At 43.3% G+C, this 18,969-nt stretch carries 14 protein-coding genes; all 14 read left to right on the forward strand.

The genetic code is table 11. The features are described from left to right. A partial coding sequence (locus SPADD19_RS02555; RefSeq protein ID WP_241496429.1) for an alpha-galactosidase occupies positions 1-1,756 on the forward strand: 1,756 nt, incomplete at its 5' end. A 14-nt stretch (positions 1,757-1,770) separates the two neighbouring features. Next, positions 1,771-3,030, forward strand: a complete 1,260-nt coding sequence (locus SPADD19_RS02560; RefSeq protein WP_049473981.1) for an extracellular solute-binding protein — start codon at positions 1,771-1,773, stop codon at positions 3,028-3,030. A gap of 13 nt (positions 3,031-3,043) precedes the next feature. Beyond that, the gene (locus SPADD19_RS02565; protein WP_000757161.1) at positions 3,044-3,910 is read left to right on the forward strand and encodes a carbohydrate ABC transporter permease; all 867 of its coding nucleotides are present in this window, start codon (positions 3,044-3,046) and stop codon (positions 3,908-3,910) included. 13 nt (positions 3,911-3,923) lie between these two features. Further along, on the forward strand, positions 3,924-4,757 hold the full coding sequence (locus SPADD19_RS02570) for a carbohydrate ABC transporter permease (RefSeq protein WP_021153463.1): 834 nt from the start codon (positions 3,924-3,926) through the stop codon (positions 4,755-4,757). Positions 4,758-5,180: 423 nt separating this feature from the next. Continuing rightward, positions 5,181-6,623 (forward strand): sucrose phosphorylase, encoded by a 1,443-nt coding sequence (gtfA, locus tag SPADD19_RS02575; RefSeq protein ID WP_061455112.1) that lies wholly within the window; start codon positions 5,181-5,183, stop codon positions 6,621-6,623. A gap of 225 nt (positions 6,624-6,848) precedes the next feature. Beyond that, complete coding sequence (locus SPADD19_RS02580; RefSeq protein WP_049488372.1) at positions 6,849-9,071, forward strand: alpha-galactosidase; 2,223 nt, start codon at positions 6,849-6,851, stop codon at positions 9,069-9,071. 158 nt (positions 9,072-9,229) lie between these two features. Beyond that, positions 9,230-11,641 carry a glycoside hydrolase family 3 N-terminal domain-containing protein gene (locus SPADD19_RS02585; protein WP_061455113.1) on the forward strand — a complete coding sequence of 804 codons (2,412 nt, stop codon included), beginning with the start codon at positions 9,230-9,232 and terminating at the stop codon, positions 11,639-11,641. A 239-nt stretch (positions 11,642-11,880) separates the two neighbouring features. Next, on the forward strand, positions 11,881-13,059 hold the full coding sequence (locus tag SPADD19_RS02590; RefSeq protein WP_229056564.1) for a galactokinase: 1,179 nt from the start codon (positions 11,881-11,883) through the stop codon (positions 13,057-13,059). A gap of 12 nt (positions 13,060-13,071) precedes the next feature. After that, on the forward strand, positions 13,072-14,544 hold the full coding sequence (gene galT, locus SPADD19_RS02595; protein ID WP_049488369.1) for a UDP-glucose--hexose-1-phosphate uridylyltransferase: 1,473 nt from the start codon (positions 13,072-13,074) through the stop codon (positions 14,542-14,544). A gap of 64 nt (positions 14,545-14,608) precedes the next feature. Continuing rightward, the gene (gene galE, locus SPADD19_RS02600) at positions 14,609-15,607 is read left to right on the forward strand and encodes a UDP-glucose 4-epimerase GalE (protein ID WP_061455114.1); all 999 of its coding nucleotides are present in this window, start codon (positions 14,609-14,611) and stop codon (positions 15,605-15,607) included. Positions 15,608-15,732: 125 nt separating this feature from the next. Next, positions 15,733-16,305, forward strand: a complete 573-nt coding sequence (locus SPADD19_RS02605) for a DUF1307 domain-containing protein (RefSeq protein WP_049503665.1) — start codon at positions 15,733-15,735, stop codon at positions 16,303-16,305. Between the two features lie 392 nt (positions 16,306-16,697). Beyond that, positions 16,698-17,045: a TIGR04197 family type VII secretion effector gene (locus SPADD19_RS02610; RefSeq protein ID WP_049503664.1), complete on the forward strand. Its 348-nt coding sequence runs from the start codon at positions 16,698-16,700 to the stop codon at positions 17,043-17,045. 2 nt (positions 17,046-17,047) lie between these two features. Further along, a complete protein-coding gene (locus SPADD19_RS02615) occupies positions 17,048-17,401 on the forward strand; it encodes a DUF3958 family protein (protein WP_003007816.1) in 354 nt (117 codons plus the stop codon). Continuing rightward, a partial coding sequence (locus SPADD19_RS02620) for a hypothetical protein (RefSeq protein WP_128861561.1) occupies positions 17,398-18,969 on the forward strand: 1,572 nt, incomplete at its 3' end. The genes SPADD19_RS02615 and SPADD19_RS02620, both read left to right, overlap by 4 nt.

Genomic DNA, 18,969 nt, shown 5'->3' on the forward strand with positions numbered 1-18,969 from the left:
AGCCCTGCGTTTGACCCTCTACTACACCGCCTACAATGATCGGGCAACCATCACTAGCTTCTCAAAGATTGAAAACTTGAGTGATGAAAAGGTTGTAATCCACAAGGCTCTCAGTGTTTTGGCCGATGTCCCAGCCAGTGATTACGATATCATCACTCTGCAAGGAGCCTATGCGAGAGAAAAAACAGTTCGCCGTCAGCAAGTAGAGCAAGGAATCTTCTCCATCAGCTCCAACCGTGGTGCTTCCGGACACGCCCAGACTCCAGCCCTGATTCTTGCTGAGCATGAAGTGACAGAAGATGCGGGTTCAGCCCTTGCTTTCCAACTGCTCTATAGTGGGAATTTTGAAGGATTTGTTCAAAAGAATCAACTCAATGAAGTTCGCGTTGGATTGGGAATCAATCCAGAAAACTTCTCCTGGGAGTTGGCACCGAATCAGAGCTTTGATACGCCGGTAGCCATGATTAGCTACTCCCATAAGGGATTGACTGGTCTCAGTCAAGAGAGTCAAGCATTTGTCCAAGACCATATCATTCCTAGCCAGTTTGCCTATAAAGAACGTCCAATTCTCATCAACAACTGGGAAGCCACCTACTTTGATTTTAAGAAAGAAAAATTATTGGAGCTAGCAGATGAGGCTCAAAAAGTGGGAATCGAACTCTTTGTTCTTGATGATGGCTGGTTTGGCAATCGCTATGATGACAATCGGGCCCTCGGTGACTGGACTGTCAATGAAGAAAAATTAGGAGGCAGCCTAGCAGAATTGATCCAGGGCATCCACGGCAAGGGACTTCAATTTGGCCTTTGGGTGGAGCCAGAAATGATTTCTGTTGATAGCGACCTCTACTGGGCTCATCCGGACTGGGCTATTCAAGTCCCAGGCTATGAACACACCTATTCACGGAATCAACTTGTGCTTGATTTCTCTAATAAAGAAGTGGTAGCTTATATCAAGCAGGTCTTGGATGACTTGCTTGCAAACCATGAGATCGACTATATCAAATGGGATATGAACCGCAATATCACCAAGCTTGGAAATGGGAAAACCTACCTGGAAACCAAGATGCAATCCCATGCGTATATTTTAGGTCTCTATGAAGTGGTTTCTTACTTGACAGAGAAGTACGACAACATCCTCTTTGAGTCTTGCTCCGGTGGTGGTGGCCGTAATGACCTTGGTATGATGCGCTACTTCCCTCAGGTATGGGCGAGTGACAATACGGATGCCATTGCCAGACTTCCGATCCAGTATGGTTCTAGCTACCTCTATCCTACCATTTCTATGGGGGCTCACGTATCAGCTGTTCCAAATCACCAGATGGGACGGATGACACCGCTTGATACGCGAGGTCATGTAGCCATGATGGGAAATCTGGGCTATGAATTGGATCTAACCAGTCTTCCGCAAGAAGAGTTGGATCGGATCGCAGCTCAAGTCGCTCATTACAAAACGATTCGACCACTGGTTCAATTCGGAAAACACTACCGCTTGATCAATCCAAGCCAAGGTAGCAATCAAGCAGCCGTCCAGTTCACTTATCAAGATCGCACGGTTGTAACTTATGTACGGGTCTTATCAACGGTTGAGGAGATCGAGCCGACCCTGAAACTCAAAGGATTGGAAGAAGATGCGCTCTATAGCTTGGAAGGGACCAACCAAGTCTATTCAGGAGCTGAGCTCATGTACGCCGGCTTAACCGTCGTTCTTCCTCAGGGAGATTTCCTCACTAAACAATATGTTTTTGTCAAAAAATAAAAGGAGACAGCCAAATGAAATGGTATAAAAAAATCGGACTTCTTGCGACTACAGGCCTAGCCTTGTTTGGGCTCGGTGCTTGCTCCAACGATGGTAAATCTGCGGATGGCACAGTGACCATCGAGTATTTCAACCAGAAAAAAGAAATGACCAAAACCCTAGAAGAAATCGCGCGTGATTTTGAAAAGGAAAACCCAAAGGTCAAGGTCAAAGTCGTCAATGTACCGAACGGTGGTGAAGTATTGAAAACGCGTGTCCTCGCAGGAGATGTGCCTGATGTGGTCAATATTTACCCACAGTCCATCGAATTGCAAGAATGGGCGAAAGCGGGTGTCTTCGAAGATTTAAGCAATAAAGACTATCTGAAACGTGTGAAAAACGGCTACGCTGAAAAATATGCTGTCAACGGAAAAGTCTACAACGTTCCTTTCACAGCCAATGCTTACGGAATCTACTACAACAAAGATAAATTCGAAGAATTGGGCTTGAAGGTTCCTGAAACTTGGGATGAATTTGAACAGTTAGTCAAAGACATCGTTGCCAAAGGACAAACACCATTTGGAATTGCAGGTGCAGATGCTTGGACGCTCAATGGGTATAATCAATTAGCCTTTGCGACAGCAGCCGGTGGAGGAAAAGAAGCCAACCAATATCTTCGTTATTCTCAACCAAATTCCATTAAATTGTCTGATCCGATTATGAAGGATGACATCAAGGTCATGGATATCCTTCGCATTAAAGGTTCTAAGCAAAAGAACTGGGAAGGTGCAGGTTATACAGACGTTATCGGAGCCTTCGCGCGTGGGGATGTCCTCATGACACCAAATGGGTCTTGGGCCATTACAGCGATCAATGAACAAAAACCGAAATTTAAGATTGGGACCTTCATGATTCCAGGGAAAGAAAAAGGACAAAGCTTAACCGTTGGTGCGGGAGACTTAGCATGGTCTATCTCAGCTACTACCAAACATCCAAAAGAAGCCAATGCCTTTGTGGAATACATGACCCGTCCAGAAGTCATGCAAAAGTACTATGATGTGGACGGATCTCCAACAGCGATCGAAGGGGTCAAACAAGCAGGAGAGGATTCACCGCTTGCTGGGATGACCAAATATGCCTTTACGGATCGTCACTTGGTGTGGTTGCAACAATACTGGACCAGTGAAGCAGACTTCCATACCTTGACGATGAACTATGTCTTGACAGGTGATAAACAAGGAATGGTCAATGATTTGAATGCCTTCTTTAACCCGATGAAAGCGGATGTGGATTAGGAGTAGAGAGACGATGAAAAAAGTATTACAAAAATATTGGGCATGGGCTTTTGTGGTCATTCCCCTCTTATTACAAGCAATTTTCTTCTATGTGCCAATGTTCCAAGGAGCCTTTTACAGTTTTACTAACTGGACAGGTTTGACCTATAACTACAAATTTGTTGGCTTGAACAACTTTAAGCTCCTCTTTATGGATCCAAAATTCATGAATGCCATTGGCTTTACTGCGATCATCACGATTGCTATGGTAGTTGGTGAGATTGCCCTTGGGATCTTCATTGCGCGTGTTTTGAACTCTAAAATCAAAGGCCAAACCTTCTTCCGTGCTTGGTTCTTCTTCCCAGCTGTTTTGTCTGGTTTGACAGTGGCGTTGATCTTCAAACAAGTCTTCAACTACGGTCTACCAGCCATTGGGAATGCCCTTCATATTGAGTTTCTCCAAACGAGTCTTTTAGGGACTAAGTGGGGAGCGATCTTTGCGGCTGTCTTTGTCCTTCTTTGGCAAGGTGTGGCCATGCCTATCATTATCTTCCTAGCTGGTCTACAATCTATTCCAACTGAGATTACAGAAGCAGCAAGGATCGATGGCGCGACGAGCAAGCAAGTCTTCTGGAATATTGAATTGCCTTACTTGTTGCCAAGTGTCTCTATGGTCTTTATCCTAGCCCTAAAAGGTGGGCTTACCGCCTTTGACCAAGTCTTTGCCATGACTGGTGGGGGTCCAAACAATGCCACAACCTCACTTGGACTCTTGGTTTATAACTACGCCTTTAAAAACAACCAATTCGGTTATGCTAATGCCATTGCCGTAATCCTGTTCTTCTTGATTGTAGTGATTTCGATCATCCAATTGAGAGTATCTAAGAAATTTGAAATTTAAGAGGAGAAGCACGATGAAACAAGATGAAAGAAAAGCCTTGATTGGCAAATACATTCTATTGATTCTAGGATCGGTTCTGATTTTAGTGCCACTCCTTGCCACCCTCTTTAGTTCCTTCAAACCCACCAAGGATATCGTAGACAATTTCTTTGGATTCCCGACGAATTTCACATGGGACAACTTTAGCCGTCTCTTGGCTGATGGGATCGGAGGCTATTATTGGAACTCTGTCGTCATCACTGTCTTGTCTTTACTTGCAGTAATGATCTTTATCCCCATGGCAGCCTACTCAATCGCCCGCAATATGAGTAAGAGAAAAGCCTTTACTATCATGTACACCCTCTTGATCCTTGGAATCTTCGTACCTTTCCAAGTCATCATGATTCCGATTACGGTTATGATGAGTAAACTCGGTTTGGCTAACACCTTTGGTTTGATCTTGCTCTACTTGACCTATGCGATTCCACAGACCCTCTTTCTCTATGTAGGGTATATCAAAATCTCGATTCCAGAAAGTCTGGATGAAGCAGCAGAGATCGATGGGGCTAATAAATTCACAACCTATTTCCGCATCATCTTCCCAATGATGAAACCCATGCATGCGACAACCATGATCATCAATGCCCTTTGGTTCTGGAATGACTTCATGTTGCCACTCCTTGTCTTGAACCGCGATTCAAAAATGTGGACCTTGCCTTTGTTCCAATACAACTACGCAGGACAATATTTCAACGACTACGGACCAAGCTTTGCCTCTTACGTGGTCGGCATTATCAGTATCACCATTGTTTATCTCTTCTTCCAACGCCATATCATCGCAGGAATGAGCAACGGCGCAGTGAAATAAGATACAAAGGGACGATTCAGCTTGCTGAAAATTTCTGTAGAAAAATAGGAAATCGACGTAGTGTGCTTGCACACAAGGAGATTTATCTTTTTTCCTAAGAAATTAGTCCCGTGTTCAATTCCGTATACAAAGGGACGATTCAGCTTGCTGAAAATTTCTGTAGTACCCTAGGGCATCCACATCCGTAAACTACTGAAGTAGTAACGGCTGTGGAAAACCAGGGAATCTGAATAAGAAGCCTCGGCTTCTTGGAAGATTCATCTTTTTCACACAGAGCTTAGGGCGTGTTCAATTAAGATACAAAGTAACGATTCAGCTAGCTGATTTAAATCGTATCCTATGAAGCAATTATTTAAAAATATAAACTCAAGAAAGCCAGGTCTCTTCAGACTTGGCTTTCAAAAAAAAGAAAAGGAAACCATTATGCCAATTCAAAACAAAACCATGTTAATTACTTACTCAGATAGCTTAGGAAATAACCTCAAGGATCTCTATGAAAATCTGGAGAAGCACTTTGGGGATGCAGTAGGTGGAGTTCACCTCTTGCCATTTTTCCCATCAACTGGTGACCGTGGCTTTGCGCCTGTAGACTATGACCAAGTGGATCCAGCCTTTGGAGATTGGGAAGATGTCAAACGCTTGGGTGACAAGTACTATCTTATGTTTGACTTTATGATCAATCACATTTCTCGTCAATCTAAATACTACAAGGACTACCAAGAAAAGCATGACCAAAGTGCCTACAAGGACCTCTTCCTCAACTGGGACAAGTTCTGGCCGGAGAATCGTCCGACTCAAGCAGATGTAGATTTGATTTATAAGCGCAAAGACCGAGCTCCCAAGCAAGAAATCACTTTTGCGGATGGGACGACTGAGCATCTCTGGAATACTTTCGGGGAAGAGCAGATTGACCTAGACGTGACCAAGGAAGTGACCATGGACTTTATTCGCAAGACCATCGAACACCTGGCAAGCAATGGCTGTGACCTCATTCGTCTAGATGCCTTTGCCTATGCGGTGAAGAAATTGGACACCAATGATTTCTTCGTGGAGCCAGACATTTGGGATTTGTTGGATAAGGTGCGCGATATGGCAGCAGGCTACGGTGCTGAGCTTCTTCCAGAGATTCATGAGCACTATTCCATCCAGTTTAAGATTGCTGACCACGATTATTATGTCTATGACTTCGCGCTTCCAATGGTGACCCTCTATAGCCTCTATAGTTCAAAAGTGGATCGCCTTGCCAAGTGGCTGAAGATGAGTCCCATGAAGCAGTTCACGACGCTGGATACCCATGATGGAATTGGAGTGGTCGATGTCAAGGATATCTTGACAGATGAAGAGATTGACTATGCTTCAAATGAGCTCTATAAGGTTGGGGCAAATGTTAAACGAAAATATTCAACAGCAGAATACAACAACTTGGACATCTACCAAATCAATTCGACCTACTATTCAGCGCTTGGAGATGACGATCGTAAGTACTTCCTAGCTCGTTTAATTCAAGCTTTTGCACCAGGTATTCCACAAGTTTATTATGTTGGATTCCTAGCCGGGAAGAATGATTTGGAACTCTTAGAAAACACCAAAGAAGGCCGCAATATCAACCGTCATTACTACAGCAATGAAGAAATCGCTCAAGAAGTAGAGCGACCAGTCGTGCAATCCCTTCTCAAACTCTTTAGTTTCCGGAACAACTCGCAAGCTTTTGACCTAGAAGGAAGCATTGAAGTGGAAACACCAGATGATCATACCATTGTCATCACGCGCCAAAATAAAGACCAAACTGTCACAGCAGTAGCCCGAATCGATCTTGCTGAGGGCACTTACCAAGTGACAGAAAACGGTCAAGAAATGGTGTTTTAAAAACGATTGAAGTCAGGGCGAGACAGTTTTTCTCCAATATTTTTAAAACAAAGGATTTGGCAGATCTTTCTAGTAGCCTATCTACCCTGCAAGTAATCCTTTTGCAACTTTGACCTTGTCAGGGGCTGATCATTCAAGATCTACTTTGATCTGCGCAAATTCTGTCTCATTCTGTCTTATTAGCCTCGTATGATACTAGGAACTCTGATACAAGAAAGGATAAATATGAGGGACCTCATTCTCTACCAGGAAACATACAAGCAGTTTCATCTGCGAAATGATTTTATTTCTTATATCTTTATGATTTCCCATGATGGGAAGTTGCTCCATCTTTATTATGGACCGACCTTGCCAGAAGGGGATTATCGTCATTTGGTGGAAATGAAGCACCGCCCGATGACCACTTACCGGCAAGAAGGGGATCTTCTGTATTCACTCGAACACTTGCAGCAAGAATTTCCAGAGTATGGGGCGACAGATTTTCGCCATCCTGCCTTGGAACTGTCTTTTGAAAATGGTTCTCGGCTGACAGATTTTATCTATAGAGATCATGTGATTTTAAAGGGAAAACCAAGATTAGAAGGTTTACCAGCAACTTATGTTGAAAACGAGGATGAATGCCAGACCTTGCAAGTGAATCTGATCGATTCGGTATCGGGTGTGGAGGTGAGTATTCAGTATAGTATTTTCCGAGATTTCCCTGTGATAACGAGAAGTCACCTGATCAACAATCAAGGCTCAAGGCACCTTTCCATTGAAGGAGTCACCAGTCTTTCTTTAGACCTACCTGATCGAAACTATGAGATGATACAGCTTTCTGGAGCGTGGGCTCGTGAAAGGCACATTCATTCCACCTTGTTACGTCAAGGAATCCAATCGATTGAATCAACCCGTGGAATCTCTAGCCATCTGCACAATCCATTCATTGCTCTAAAACGGCCTGAAACCACCGAGAATCAGGGGGAAGTTATTGGACTCAGCCTGATTTACTCAGGAAATTTCCTTCTTCAAGCAGAAGTGGATACCTTCAATGTCACCCGCCTTCAAGTGGGAATCAATCCCTTCCAATTTTGTTGGAAATTAGACCCTGGTGCTAGCTTTACAAGTCCAGAAGCAGTTCTAGTATACAGTAGAAATGGTTTAAACGATATGAGTCAAACTTTCCATCGTCTTTATCGTACCCGTCTAGCTAGGGGAGAATGGCGAGATAAGGAGCGGCCGATTCTACTCAATAATTGGGAAGCAACTTACTTTGATTTTGATCAGGAAAAACTGCTCAGGATTGCGCAAAATGCCAAAGAAGTTGGTGTCGAATTATTTGTATTAGATGACGGCTGGTTTGGAAAACGAACCAATGATCGAACGGGTCTTGGAGATTGGGTTGCCAATCGCGAGCGATTTCCAGATACAATCGGGGCTTTATCAGAGAAAATTCATGATATGGGCTTGAAATTCGGCCTTTGGTTTGAACCTGAAATGGTCAACAAAGATAGCGATCTTTATCGTACACATCCAGACTGGATCCTAGAAGTAGCAGGTCATTCACCACGTCATGGACGAAATCAATTTGTCTTAGATTTTAGTCGTGAAGAAGTAGTAGATGCCATTTATGAACAAATGGCACGTGTGATTGAAGAGACGAAATTGGACTATATTAAGTGGGATATGAACCGTCCGCTTACGGATGTCTTTTCTAAATCCTTGGCTCCAGACCAGCAAGGAGAAGTGTTTCATCGTTATGTTCTTGGATTATACCACTTATATGATCGTTTAACGACAGCATTCCCTTCTATTCTCTTTGAATCTTGTGCTTCAGGAGGCGGTAGATTTGATCCAGGTTTGCTTTATTATGCACCCCAAACGTGGACCAGTGACGATACAGATGCCGTTGAACGGCTTAAGATCCAATACGGAACCAGTCTAGTTTATCCACTCTCGACGATGGGAGCACATGTGTCCATTGTCCCTAATCACCAAACCAATCGGATCACCCCGCTTACGACGAGGGGAAATGTCGCTTATTTTGGGGTCTTTGGTTATGAGTTGGATCTAGATGACCTGACGCAGGCTGAGAAGGAAATCGTAAAAGAACAAATTGGCTTTTACAAAAAAGAGCGATCCCTGATTCATCAAGGAAATTTTTACCGTTTGCGCTCTCCTTTTGACTCAAATCAAGTCGTATGGTCGGTTGTCAGTCAAAATCGTTCCCGAGTGATTCTGGCTCAGTATAAGCTATTGAACGAGGTGAACCGTGCTTATGATCGTGTGTATCTTCAAGGACTGAATGCAGACGCCCTCTATGAAGTGGATGGGAAACAGTATAGTGGTGCGGAACTGATGTTAGCAGGCTTTAGCCTTTCAGACGCTTCCTGTGGCCAGCCTTTAGATCAAGAGAAACTGAGTTGTGATTTTGACTCTCACATTTGGGTTTTTGAAGAAGTAAAATAATCAGAAAAAGCAAATAGCTATTGATAGGATGCCTCTTAAGTAGACAGGGTAAATGACCAAAATCTACTTAAGAGGTCTTTTTATGACGAATAATTGCAATCGTTTACAAAACTATAAAACAATGGTACAATATCTATTGAAAGAAAGGAGGTCGCTTTATGAAAAAAATCATTTATCCATCTGCGGCCCTATTAACGGCTTTTGCTCTATTATCCGTTCAAACAGCAAAAGCAGACACAGCTCAAGCGTCGGATCAAGCCAATGAACCGGCAGCAACAGTAGAAGAGGTGGTGGCTTCTCCAACGCCAGAAAGCACCACAGAAAATCAGGGAGAAGTGGCCGAAACGCCGACTTCAACAGACCGTGCTGCTGTCCCTGCTGCCTCCCCAACGGTAACATCGACAGAGACGGCCTCTCCTGAAGTGGAAAAACTGATTGAAAACATGCCACTCAAACAAAAGGTGACTCAAATGATCATGCCGGACTTCCGTAAGTGGCAGGAGGCTAATCAGGAGTCACCACAGGATCTCACCAAGGTCAATGCTGAAGTAGCAGATGCGATTGATAAATATGATTTTGGAGGCGTCATTCTTTTTGCTGAAAACGTCAAAGAGACCAAGCAAACTCTGGCTCTGACGCAAGATATGCAAAAGGCAGCGATTGAAAACAAAGCCAATAACGGGAAGATTCCGCTATTGTTAGCCATCGACCAAGAAGGAGGGATCGTCTACCGCTTGGGTACGGGTACAGCCCTTCCTGGTAATATGGCCATTGGGGCTACCAATGATCCCAAACTAGCGAAAGAGGCCGGTCAAATCATCGGACGTGAACTTTCTGCACTAGGATTGAATGTGGACTTCGCTCCAGTTCTAGATACCAATAATAATCCTCAAAACCCTGTGATTGGGCTTCGTTCCTTCTCATCTGACCCGAACCGGGTTGCCTACTTGGGTATTCCGATGATGAAAGGAATTCAAGACTACAATGTGGCTGTGGCAGCCAAGCATTTCCCAGGTCATGGAGATACAGCGGTCGATTCCCATACGGGTCTCCCATTGGTGGATAAATCTCTTGCCGAACTTGAAAAATTGGAACTCCTTCCATTCAAAAAAGCCATGGATGCTGGCGTAGACCTCTTGATGACGGCTCATATCCAATATCCGCAGATTGAAAAAGATCAGGTCGTTTCAAAAGAAACGGGTGAGAAAATCTATGTTCCAGCGACTCTCTCTGATGATATTTTAACGGGCTTGGTACGGAAGAAATACGGCTATAAGGGCGTGATTGTCTCCGATGCCATGGGAATGGATGCTATCGCTAAGAACTTCGGTGAGGTGGAAGCTGTGAAGATGGCCATCAAAGCCGGAGTTGACCTAGTCTTGATGCCAACGACCCTTCGCAGCAAAGCCGATTTGACCAAGATTGATACCATTGTCAATGCAGTGGTAGATGCGGTCCAAACCGGTGACATTTCAGAAGATCGCTTAAATGAGTCGGTTCGCCGGATCCTGACCCTCAAAGAAAAACGTGGGGTCCTGAATTTTGATCCAAGTGCTCGAACAGCTGAAAAAGCAGAGGAAGCAGTTGGATCTACCCTCAATCGTGACTTGGAACGCAAGATTGCAGCGGCAGCGGTGACGGTTGTAAAAAATGAAGACAATACCTTGCCATTTAAGGTGCAAACAGGGGACCATGTCCTATTATTAGGAGCTTTTGAAAATGAAGTCCCTGGACTAAATTTGGGTATGCGTCGCTTAATTGCTGACGGAGTGCTTCCAAAAGATACCTCCTTTGTGGCCAAGAACTTCACCAAAGAATCCACCCTTGATAGTCTAAAAGAAGACCTAGAGAAGGCCACTCATATCGTAGTGATTTCAGAGATCGGTTATGAAGGGCAACTGGATAAAGATTTCTGGCGAACCAAGATCCCAACTGAAATCGTCAATTATGCCAATACCAACCATAAGAAGGCAGCTGTCCTTTCTATCTCTAAACCTTATGATGTAGCCAACTATCCAACAGCCAAAGCTATTTTAGCAGTCTATGGAAATAAGGGAATGGATCCAACGGAATCCCTCAAACCAGACAATGCATTTGGTCCTAATATTCCTGCAGGAGTGGAAGTCATCTTCAATGGCAAGGAACATCTAGGTACCTTACCGGTGGATATTCCAAAAATTGTAGATGGAAAAATGTCAGAAACAGAGTACGCCTACCGTATTGGTCATGGACTCTTCTATCCAGCACCTGCACCATTGCCAACACCAGAAACCCAAGTTCCAACTCCACCAGTTTTAGATCCAACCCATCAAACAAAACCAGTAGAGATTGGAAATACGGGAACACAGGTCCTTGGTAGCACTCAAGAAACAGTTCGTCCTCTTGATCGTCCACAAGTTCGTCTGATCTCTGTGTCACATGACACTGATCAGGCTCCTGTCAGAGAGTCAGCCAGCCCTGCATCATCAGTATTGCCAAAGACTGGTCAAACAGAAAACCTCCTAGCCCTCATGGGTGTCAGCCTCTTAACCTTCCTTGGATCTTTTGTCTATCCAAGAAAGAAACACTAAGGAATGAAGAATCTCAATTGGGTGATTTCCCAATTGAGATTTTTGGTAAACTTTTACTAAAATTAACTTGAAATAGCAATGATGGAACAGAAGTTGTAATCGGAGGAAAACCCTTTGTTATAGCCTTTTTGGACATAAAATAAAAAATAATAAAATTTTACTAAAAACACTTGAAGTTTTACTTCTAATCAGATATAATACAAGTATAAAAACGTTTACAAAAACTAAAGGAGTTTCTCATGACGACAACAATCACATCTCAAGATTTACAAGAAAAGTTCCAGGCTGTCTTTGGGGAAAAGGCTGACCATACCTTCTTTTCACCAGGGCGGATTAATCTGATCGGTGAACACACTGACTATAATGGAGGCCATGTCTTCCCGGCAGCTATCACGCTCGGGACTTACGGAGCTGCAAGAAAGCGTGAGGATAAGGTCTTGCGTTTCTTCTCAGGAAACTTTGAAGACAAGGGGATCATTGAAGTCCCACTTGAAAACCTCCATTTTGAACAAGAGCACAACTGGACCAACTATCCAAAAGGTGTGCTCCACTTCTTGCAAGAAGCGGATCACGTCATTGATAGCGGAATGGACGTCTATGTCTACGGCAATATTCCAAATGGATCTGGTCTTTCTTCTTCAGCTTCGCTTGAGCTCTTGATTGGCGTCATCGCTGAGAAACTATATGATCTTCATTTAGACCGCTTAGATCTAGTCAAGATCGGGAAACAAACCGAAAATCACTTCATCGGAGTTAACTCGGGCATCATGGATCAATTTGCCATCGGAATGGGAGCAGATCAACGGGCAATTTATCTCGATACCAACACCCTAGAGTATGATCTGGTACCGCTGGACCTCAAAGACAATGTCGTAGTCATCATGAACACCAACAAACGCCGGGAATTAGCGGATTCAAAATACAATGAACGCCGTGCGGAATGTGAAACTGCCGTCTCTGAACTCCAAGAAAAACTAGACATTCAAACCTTAGGAGAATTAGACCTCTGGGCTTTTGATGCCTACAGCTACTTGATCAAGGATGAAAATCGCATCAAACGAGCTCGCCATGCTGTACTTGAAAACCAACGGACCCTCCAAGCTCGTAAAGCACTTGAAGCAGGTGATTTGGAAGGCTTTGGCCGTCTCATGAATGCTTCCCACGTATCCTTGGAGCATGACTACGAAGTGACTGGTCTAGAATTAGATACCTTGGTGCATACAGCCTGGGAACAAGAAGGTGTCTTGGGCGCTCGTATGACCGGAGCAGGCTTTGGTGGTTGCGCCATCGCCCTTGTAAACAAAGATAAGGTTGAAGCCTTTAAAGAAGCTGTCGGCAAACGCTATGAAGAAGTTGTTGGCTATGCGCCTAGCTTTTATATTGCCGAAGTTGCGGCAGGAACACGGGTGCTTGATTAAAAAGGAGATAGGATGACAGAACAGGTATTAGATGCATTTGTCACAGCCGTCATTGCGGCGAGTGACTACGAAGAGATGGATCGGATTTATCTTAAAAATCGCGTCATGAGTCGCGTCGGAGAAGAAGGGCTAGACGCTCCAGCTCATATGGCAGACTTGATTGCACTAAAAGATCAACTGGTGGAGATTGCGGCTGCGAATAATAAGATCCAGGACAGCATGGCCGCAAAAGACAGCCTGGGTGCGGAGCTGATGGATTGGATCACCCCTAGCCCTAGTCAGGTCAATCGTCGTTTCTGGGAGACTTACCGTCAGTCTAAAGAAGACGCGATTGCTGATTTCTATGCTCTCTCTAAGCGCAATGATTACATCAAGGTCAAAGCGATTGCGCAGAATATTGCTTTTGAAGCAGAGACTCCCTATGGCTCTCTTGAAATCACCATCAATCTGTCAAAACCTGAAAAGGATCCTAAAGACATTGCAGCGGCCAAACTTGCAAAAAACAGTCATTATCCAGCCTGCCAATTGTGCTTTGAAAATGAAGGCTATCAAGGTCGCCTAGACCATCCAGCTCGGGCCAATCACCGGATTATTCGCTTTGACATGGACGGTCATGATTGGGGCTTCCAGTATTCCCCTTATGCCTACTTCAATGAACACTGCATTTTCCTTGATAGCCAGCATGTTCCCATGGCCATTAGCCGCAAGACCTTTGAGCGACTCTTGACCATTGTCGAGACTTTTCCAGGCTATTTTGCGGGCTCCAATGCAGATCTGCCCATTGTAGGAGGATCTATCCTGACTCATGACCATTACCAAGGCGGACGCCACACCTTCCCTATGGAGCTAGCTCCTGTTGAGGAAAGCTTTACCATTCCGGGATTTGAAGCGGTGTCACTAGGAATTGTCAATTGGCCTATGTCAGTTCTCCGGTTACAATCAGATGACAAGGCGCAATTGATTGCCCTGGCAGACCATATCCTAAAGGCCTGGCGAAGCTACTCGGATCCAGCCGTTCAAGTCCTAGCGACATCCGACGGTCAGCCCCATCACACCATTACCCCCATTGCACGAATCCGTGATGGACATTATGAACTGGACTTGGTGCTCCGTGACAACCAAACCTCACCAGAGCATCCAGATGGCGTTTACCACCCACATGCGGATGTGCAACACATCAAAAAGGAAAATATCGGCCTGATCGAAGTCATGGGTCTAGCGATTTTGCCACCTCGTCTCAAAGAAGAGCTCAAGCAGGTTCAAGACTATCTGCTTGGACGTGAATGCAGTGTGGTTCGTTACCACCAAGACTGGGCAACTGACTTGAAAGTTCAGCACCCAACCGTCACGGACGAAGCAGAGGCGGAGGCCATTGTCCGTGAATCGGTTGGCCAAATCTTTGCGCGGGTGCTGGAAGATGCGGGTGTCTACAAGCGAACAGCAGAAGGGCAAGCAGCCTTTAGACGCTTTGTCGCGACACTTTAAGTGTGGAGAAGACACGGAAATTTGGTACAATAAGAGAGAAGACAAGGAAGCGAAAGGAAAACAAATGGCAATACTCGTACTCGGAGGAGCTGGCTATATCGGTTCCCACATGGTGGACCGCTTGGTCAATGAAGGACAGGAAAAAGTCGTCGTGGTCGATAGTCTGGTCACAGGCCACCGTGCAGCGGTGCATCCAGATGCCGTCTTTTACCAAGGAGACCTGGCGGACCAAGACTTTATGCGCACTGTTTTTAAGGAACATGCAGATATTGACGCCGTCATCCACTTTGCGGCCTACTCACTGGTCGCGGAATCCATGGCCGATCCATTGAAATATTTTGATAACAATACAGCAGGCATGGTCAAACTCTTGGAAGTCATGCATGAATGTGGGGTCCACTACATCGTCTTTTCTTCAACTGCTGCCACCTACGGCATTCCAGAAGAAAATCCGATTCTTGAAACCACTCCACAAAAACCGATCAATCCTTATGGAGAAAGCAAGCTCATGATGGAAACCATTATGCGCTGGGCCGATCAAGCTTACGGCATCAAGTACGTGCCCCTTCGTTACTTTAATGTAGCGGGTGCTAAGCCAGATGGATCCATCGGAGAAGACCATGGACCAGAGACCCATCTCTTGCCGATCGTCTTGCAAGTGGCCCAAGGCAAACGCGAAAAGATCTCTATTTTTGGAGATGACTACCAGACACCAGATGGCACCAATGTTCGGGACTATGTCCATCCATTTGACTTGGCAGATGCCCATCTTTTAGCAGTGGAGTATCTCCGAAAAGGGAATGAATCGACCGCCTTTAATCTGGGCTCATCGACTGGATTCTCCAATCTTCAAATCGTTGAAGCAGCCCGTAAAGTGACGGGACATCCGATCCCACTTGAGATGGCTGATCGCAGACCAGGAGATCCAGATACCCTAATCGCATCATCTGAGAAGGCGCGCGCCATCCTCGGTTGGCAACCAAAATTTGACAATATCGAAACCATCATCCAAACAGCCTGGGCTTGGCATTCTAGCCACCCAGATGGCTACAATGATCGATAAGGAGGAGACTGCGAACATCATTTTGAGGCTTTTCTAATAACACCTAACACGACAGTTGATCTTGCTACAGGACTCATTTCAGACGTCAGTCATTTCCCTAACCATCAAAAAGTGAGGTATTCAAGATGAATAAAACCACAAAAATGTTAGCCGTCTTCTTGACAGCGGGTTTTCTTTTAGTTGGTTGCGCACAAAAAGAGAGTACAAAATCTACTACTCAATCGTCCACTAAAGCTACAACTAAATCATCCGCTAAAGAGAAGACAAAAGAGTCATCAACTGATGAAAGCAAAAAAGAAGATGCACTAGCAGGTGCACAAAAAACCGTTCTTGAAACGAGTGATGAAGCAGGTAAGTCCACTGTAACCTTGTATTACAAGGGAGATACCTTGTTATTACAAGAAAAAGTTGATGATTACGACGTCTCAAAAGTGCCTGGTGAGAACCCTCTTGAAACCATGAAAGAAGCCGTTGCCAAGAGCCAAGAAAAATTCAAAGATCTGATGGGCCATGGATTTGAACTAACATCAGAATACAAAGACGGAATCTTTTATATCCGCAATACCATTGATTACACAAAAATCGATTTTAATAAATTAAAAGAAATCGTCCCAGGCTTTAATCCCCTAGATGACAAAACAGTCAGTTATTCAGTAACGAAAGACAGTCTTATCAAGGGCGGTATGGTAGAAAAATAAACCAAATGGGGAGCAGCTCAGTTTGCTGCTCTCTTTTTGTTTTAGATGTTGCGGAGAAATTAATGATTATTGTGGAAAAAAGAATGGATAGATGAAGATGTCAAAGAAGTGGAGATTACTTTATCATATAACCAATACGAGTTTGTATGTTTTTCAGACGAGTACTATAGAAGATTTGTGGGGCAGATAACTTCTCTTCTTGAGCTATTTCACTTAACCCCCTAGGCTTTGTAGGGCCACCAACCAGATGATTACAATGATCCATAAGAAGGAACTCAAGTGAGTCAGCTTGAGTTTTTTTATGTGGGTGAATGACCTGGGAATACCACTAACTAGGCTTTTTTCTAGCTTTGAAAGATGTTATAATATGAAAAAAATTAAAGGAGAAATGAATGGGAGATAAATACACAGTAAAAAGTGATCTTTCGGTGGCTGCTCAGCATGCTACTGCAATAGGATCTGCCAATGCTCATCCAGCTATTACAGTTCAAAGAGATGAACAAACGACAGTTGCTGGTAATATTAGTGCTAAAAATGGTATTAGTCAATTTGAGACTCTTCAAGATCAATTATCGAATCATATTGTGAATATGATTCAAAATATCCATAGCTTGGCCGATCAATTTGAAGATAAAGATGCCATGATTCGTCAAAATTTAAATATTTTGAATACTATGCAGTCTAAGCCGTCATTCTCGAATGAAGCGAAATCAAAATACTTAGATGTATTAGAGGATTAGATATGAGTGCAGAAGATACTTGGAATAAGCTCCATAAGAAAGAACGACAACTTTCAGAGAAGGAGTGGGACTTATATCAGCGGATAGAAAAATTAGATTTGAAAAAAATGGAAGTAATGGATCAGCTGTTGAATGATTCACATTGGTTAAATGATCTAGATTTTCTTTTCGAAGGTAGCAGATATCAAAGTCAAATGATAGATGACCAGTTAGAATTTCAGCATCAAGTGAGAATAATGGAATACAGTTTGGATGAAGAATTAGAAAAACTTCGGAAAGAACATAAATCTATTGAAATGAAGTTAGATTCAATTCACCAAGAAAAAAGACGATTAGTGACGGAGGAAATCACATGAGTATAGATATGTATCTAGAATCCGCCAGAAGTCAGGCAACTAGTTTATCTAGTATATCCACCCAGTGCGTGCAACAGAATATAGGATTGATTAAAGTTCTTGAAAATTTTGTCGCTGAAGAAAAGTTAAAAGGTCATGCTTACGATTCAGCAAAGGCGCATATTACAAGTACGGTTATTCCTTTAATTCAAGGAATTGTCTTATACCAAGAATCTCTGGCGGAGGAGTGTCAAAAATTTGTCAGTCAATATACCTCTGACGTAGATAGTAAAAGTTGGCGTCAAGTGGATTTAGAAGAAAAAATTAGGGAAGCAGATCAAAAGATTTCCAGTCTACGACAGTTAATGGAAACAAAATCGGATAATAAGATTTCAGCTTTTCTAAATCTTTCGGTATCCATAGCCGTATTTGAGGGAGTAAAACAAAAATTACAGAAAATATTAATTAGCCTGCTTACTTTTAATGCAGTCTCTCCAACTATCTTTTTAAATTCAGAGCGGTATTTATTGGCCGTTCAAAATGGTTTTGCCCAAGCTGCACAATCATGGGATGCTGCTAGTGGAACCTACTTGCCTCCAAGTAGTGGAGTGGATCTATCGTGGAAGCAAACAGTCTCTTTAGGATGGCAAAAACGTCAAGCAATCCTAAACAAAGTGAAGAATCCGAAGGTTGAAACATTAGAAGACAAACTCTCAAAAATGTCACATGCAGAACTGGAGGAAGAGTATGGAGGGGTGATTCAAGCCTATAAAAGATTTACGACTATGGGGCAGGGTGATGTGATTCTCTCCAAGTGGGATATGAATGATCTCAAATTGTTATGGAAGAGATATAATGAAGTTAAGGATGATCATTTAGGATTATCACCTTCAGAATTAGCCAAGGTGGACCCAAAATTTAAGAAACGTATCGATGCAATGGATCAAGAAGCGTTAGAAGAGGCCTACCCAGAACTTAAAACATTGATCTCCATGGCTCATGTGAATCCATATGCACAACTATTTAAATCTGAAACAGAGCGAGCTAATTATCATTACCTACTAGACCGTTATTTCTTTTTAGATAGTCAAAAAATGCTCAGTTGGCGAGATCCTGCTTTTCAAACTAAGTATGATTATTATATAATTGAAGAAGGTATTGATCCTTTTACAGGCAAACCTGCTACACAGGAAGAAATCAATCGTGCAAAAAATATCAAGAAGGTAAGAGCTTTTACTGATAGCCTCCAACTAGCAAGTACCTTGTATACATCTTATGTTGGATATAATCAGTATTACAATAAACCCTACACAACTTTCTCAGATGTATTTAGGAAGGTGAAAGGGAAAATTCCTGTCTTCAATAGGAATCCAGTAATTCCTGTTTTTTCAAATCGATATTCAAAAATAGATTTTACTCAAACTGACTTTGATGTTGAGTTAATAAGAGGTAGATTGAAAACTGATCCAGATACAGCTTTTTTCTGGTCAGGACGAACAGATGGCATTGGAGGAATGGATGTTGCGAAAAAAATAGCAAAAAATAAAGGAGGAGTTACGTTAGAATCTACGATTGATGATACGAATATT

This window comes from Streptococcus parasanguinis, assembly GCF_001578955.1.
Lineage (GTDB): Bacteria > Bacillota > Bacilli > Lactobacillales > Streptococcaceae > Streptococcus > Streptococcus parasanguinis_U.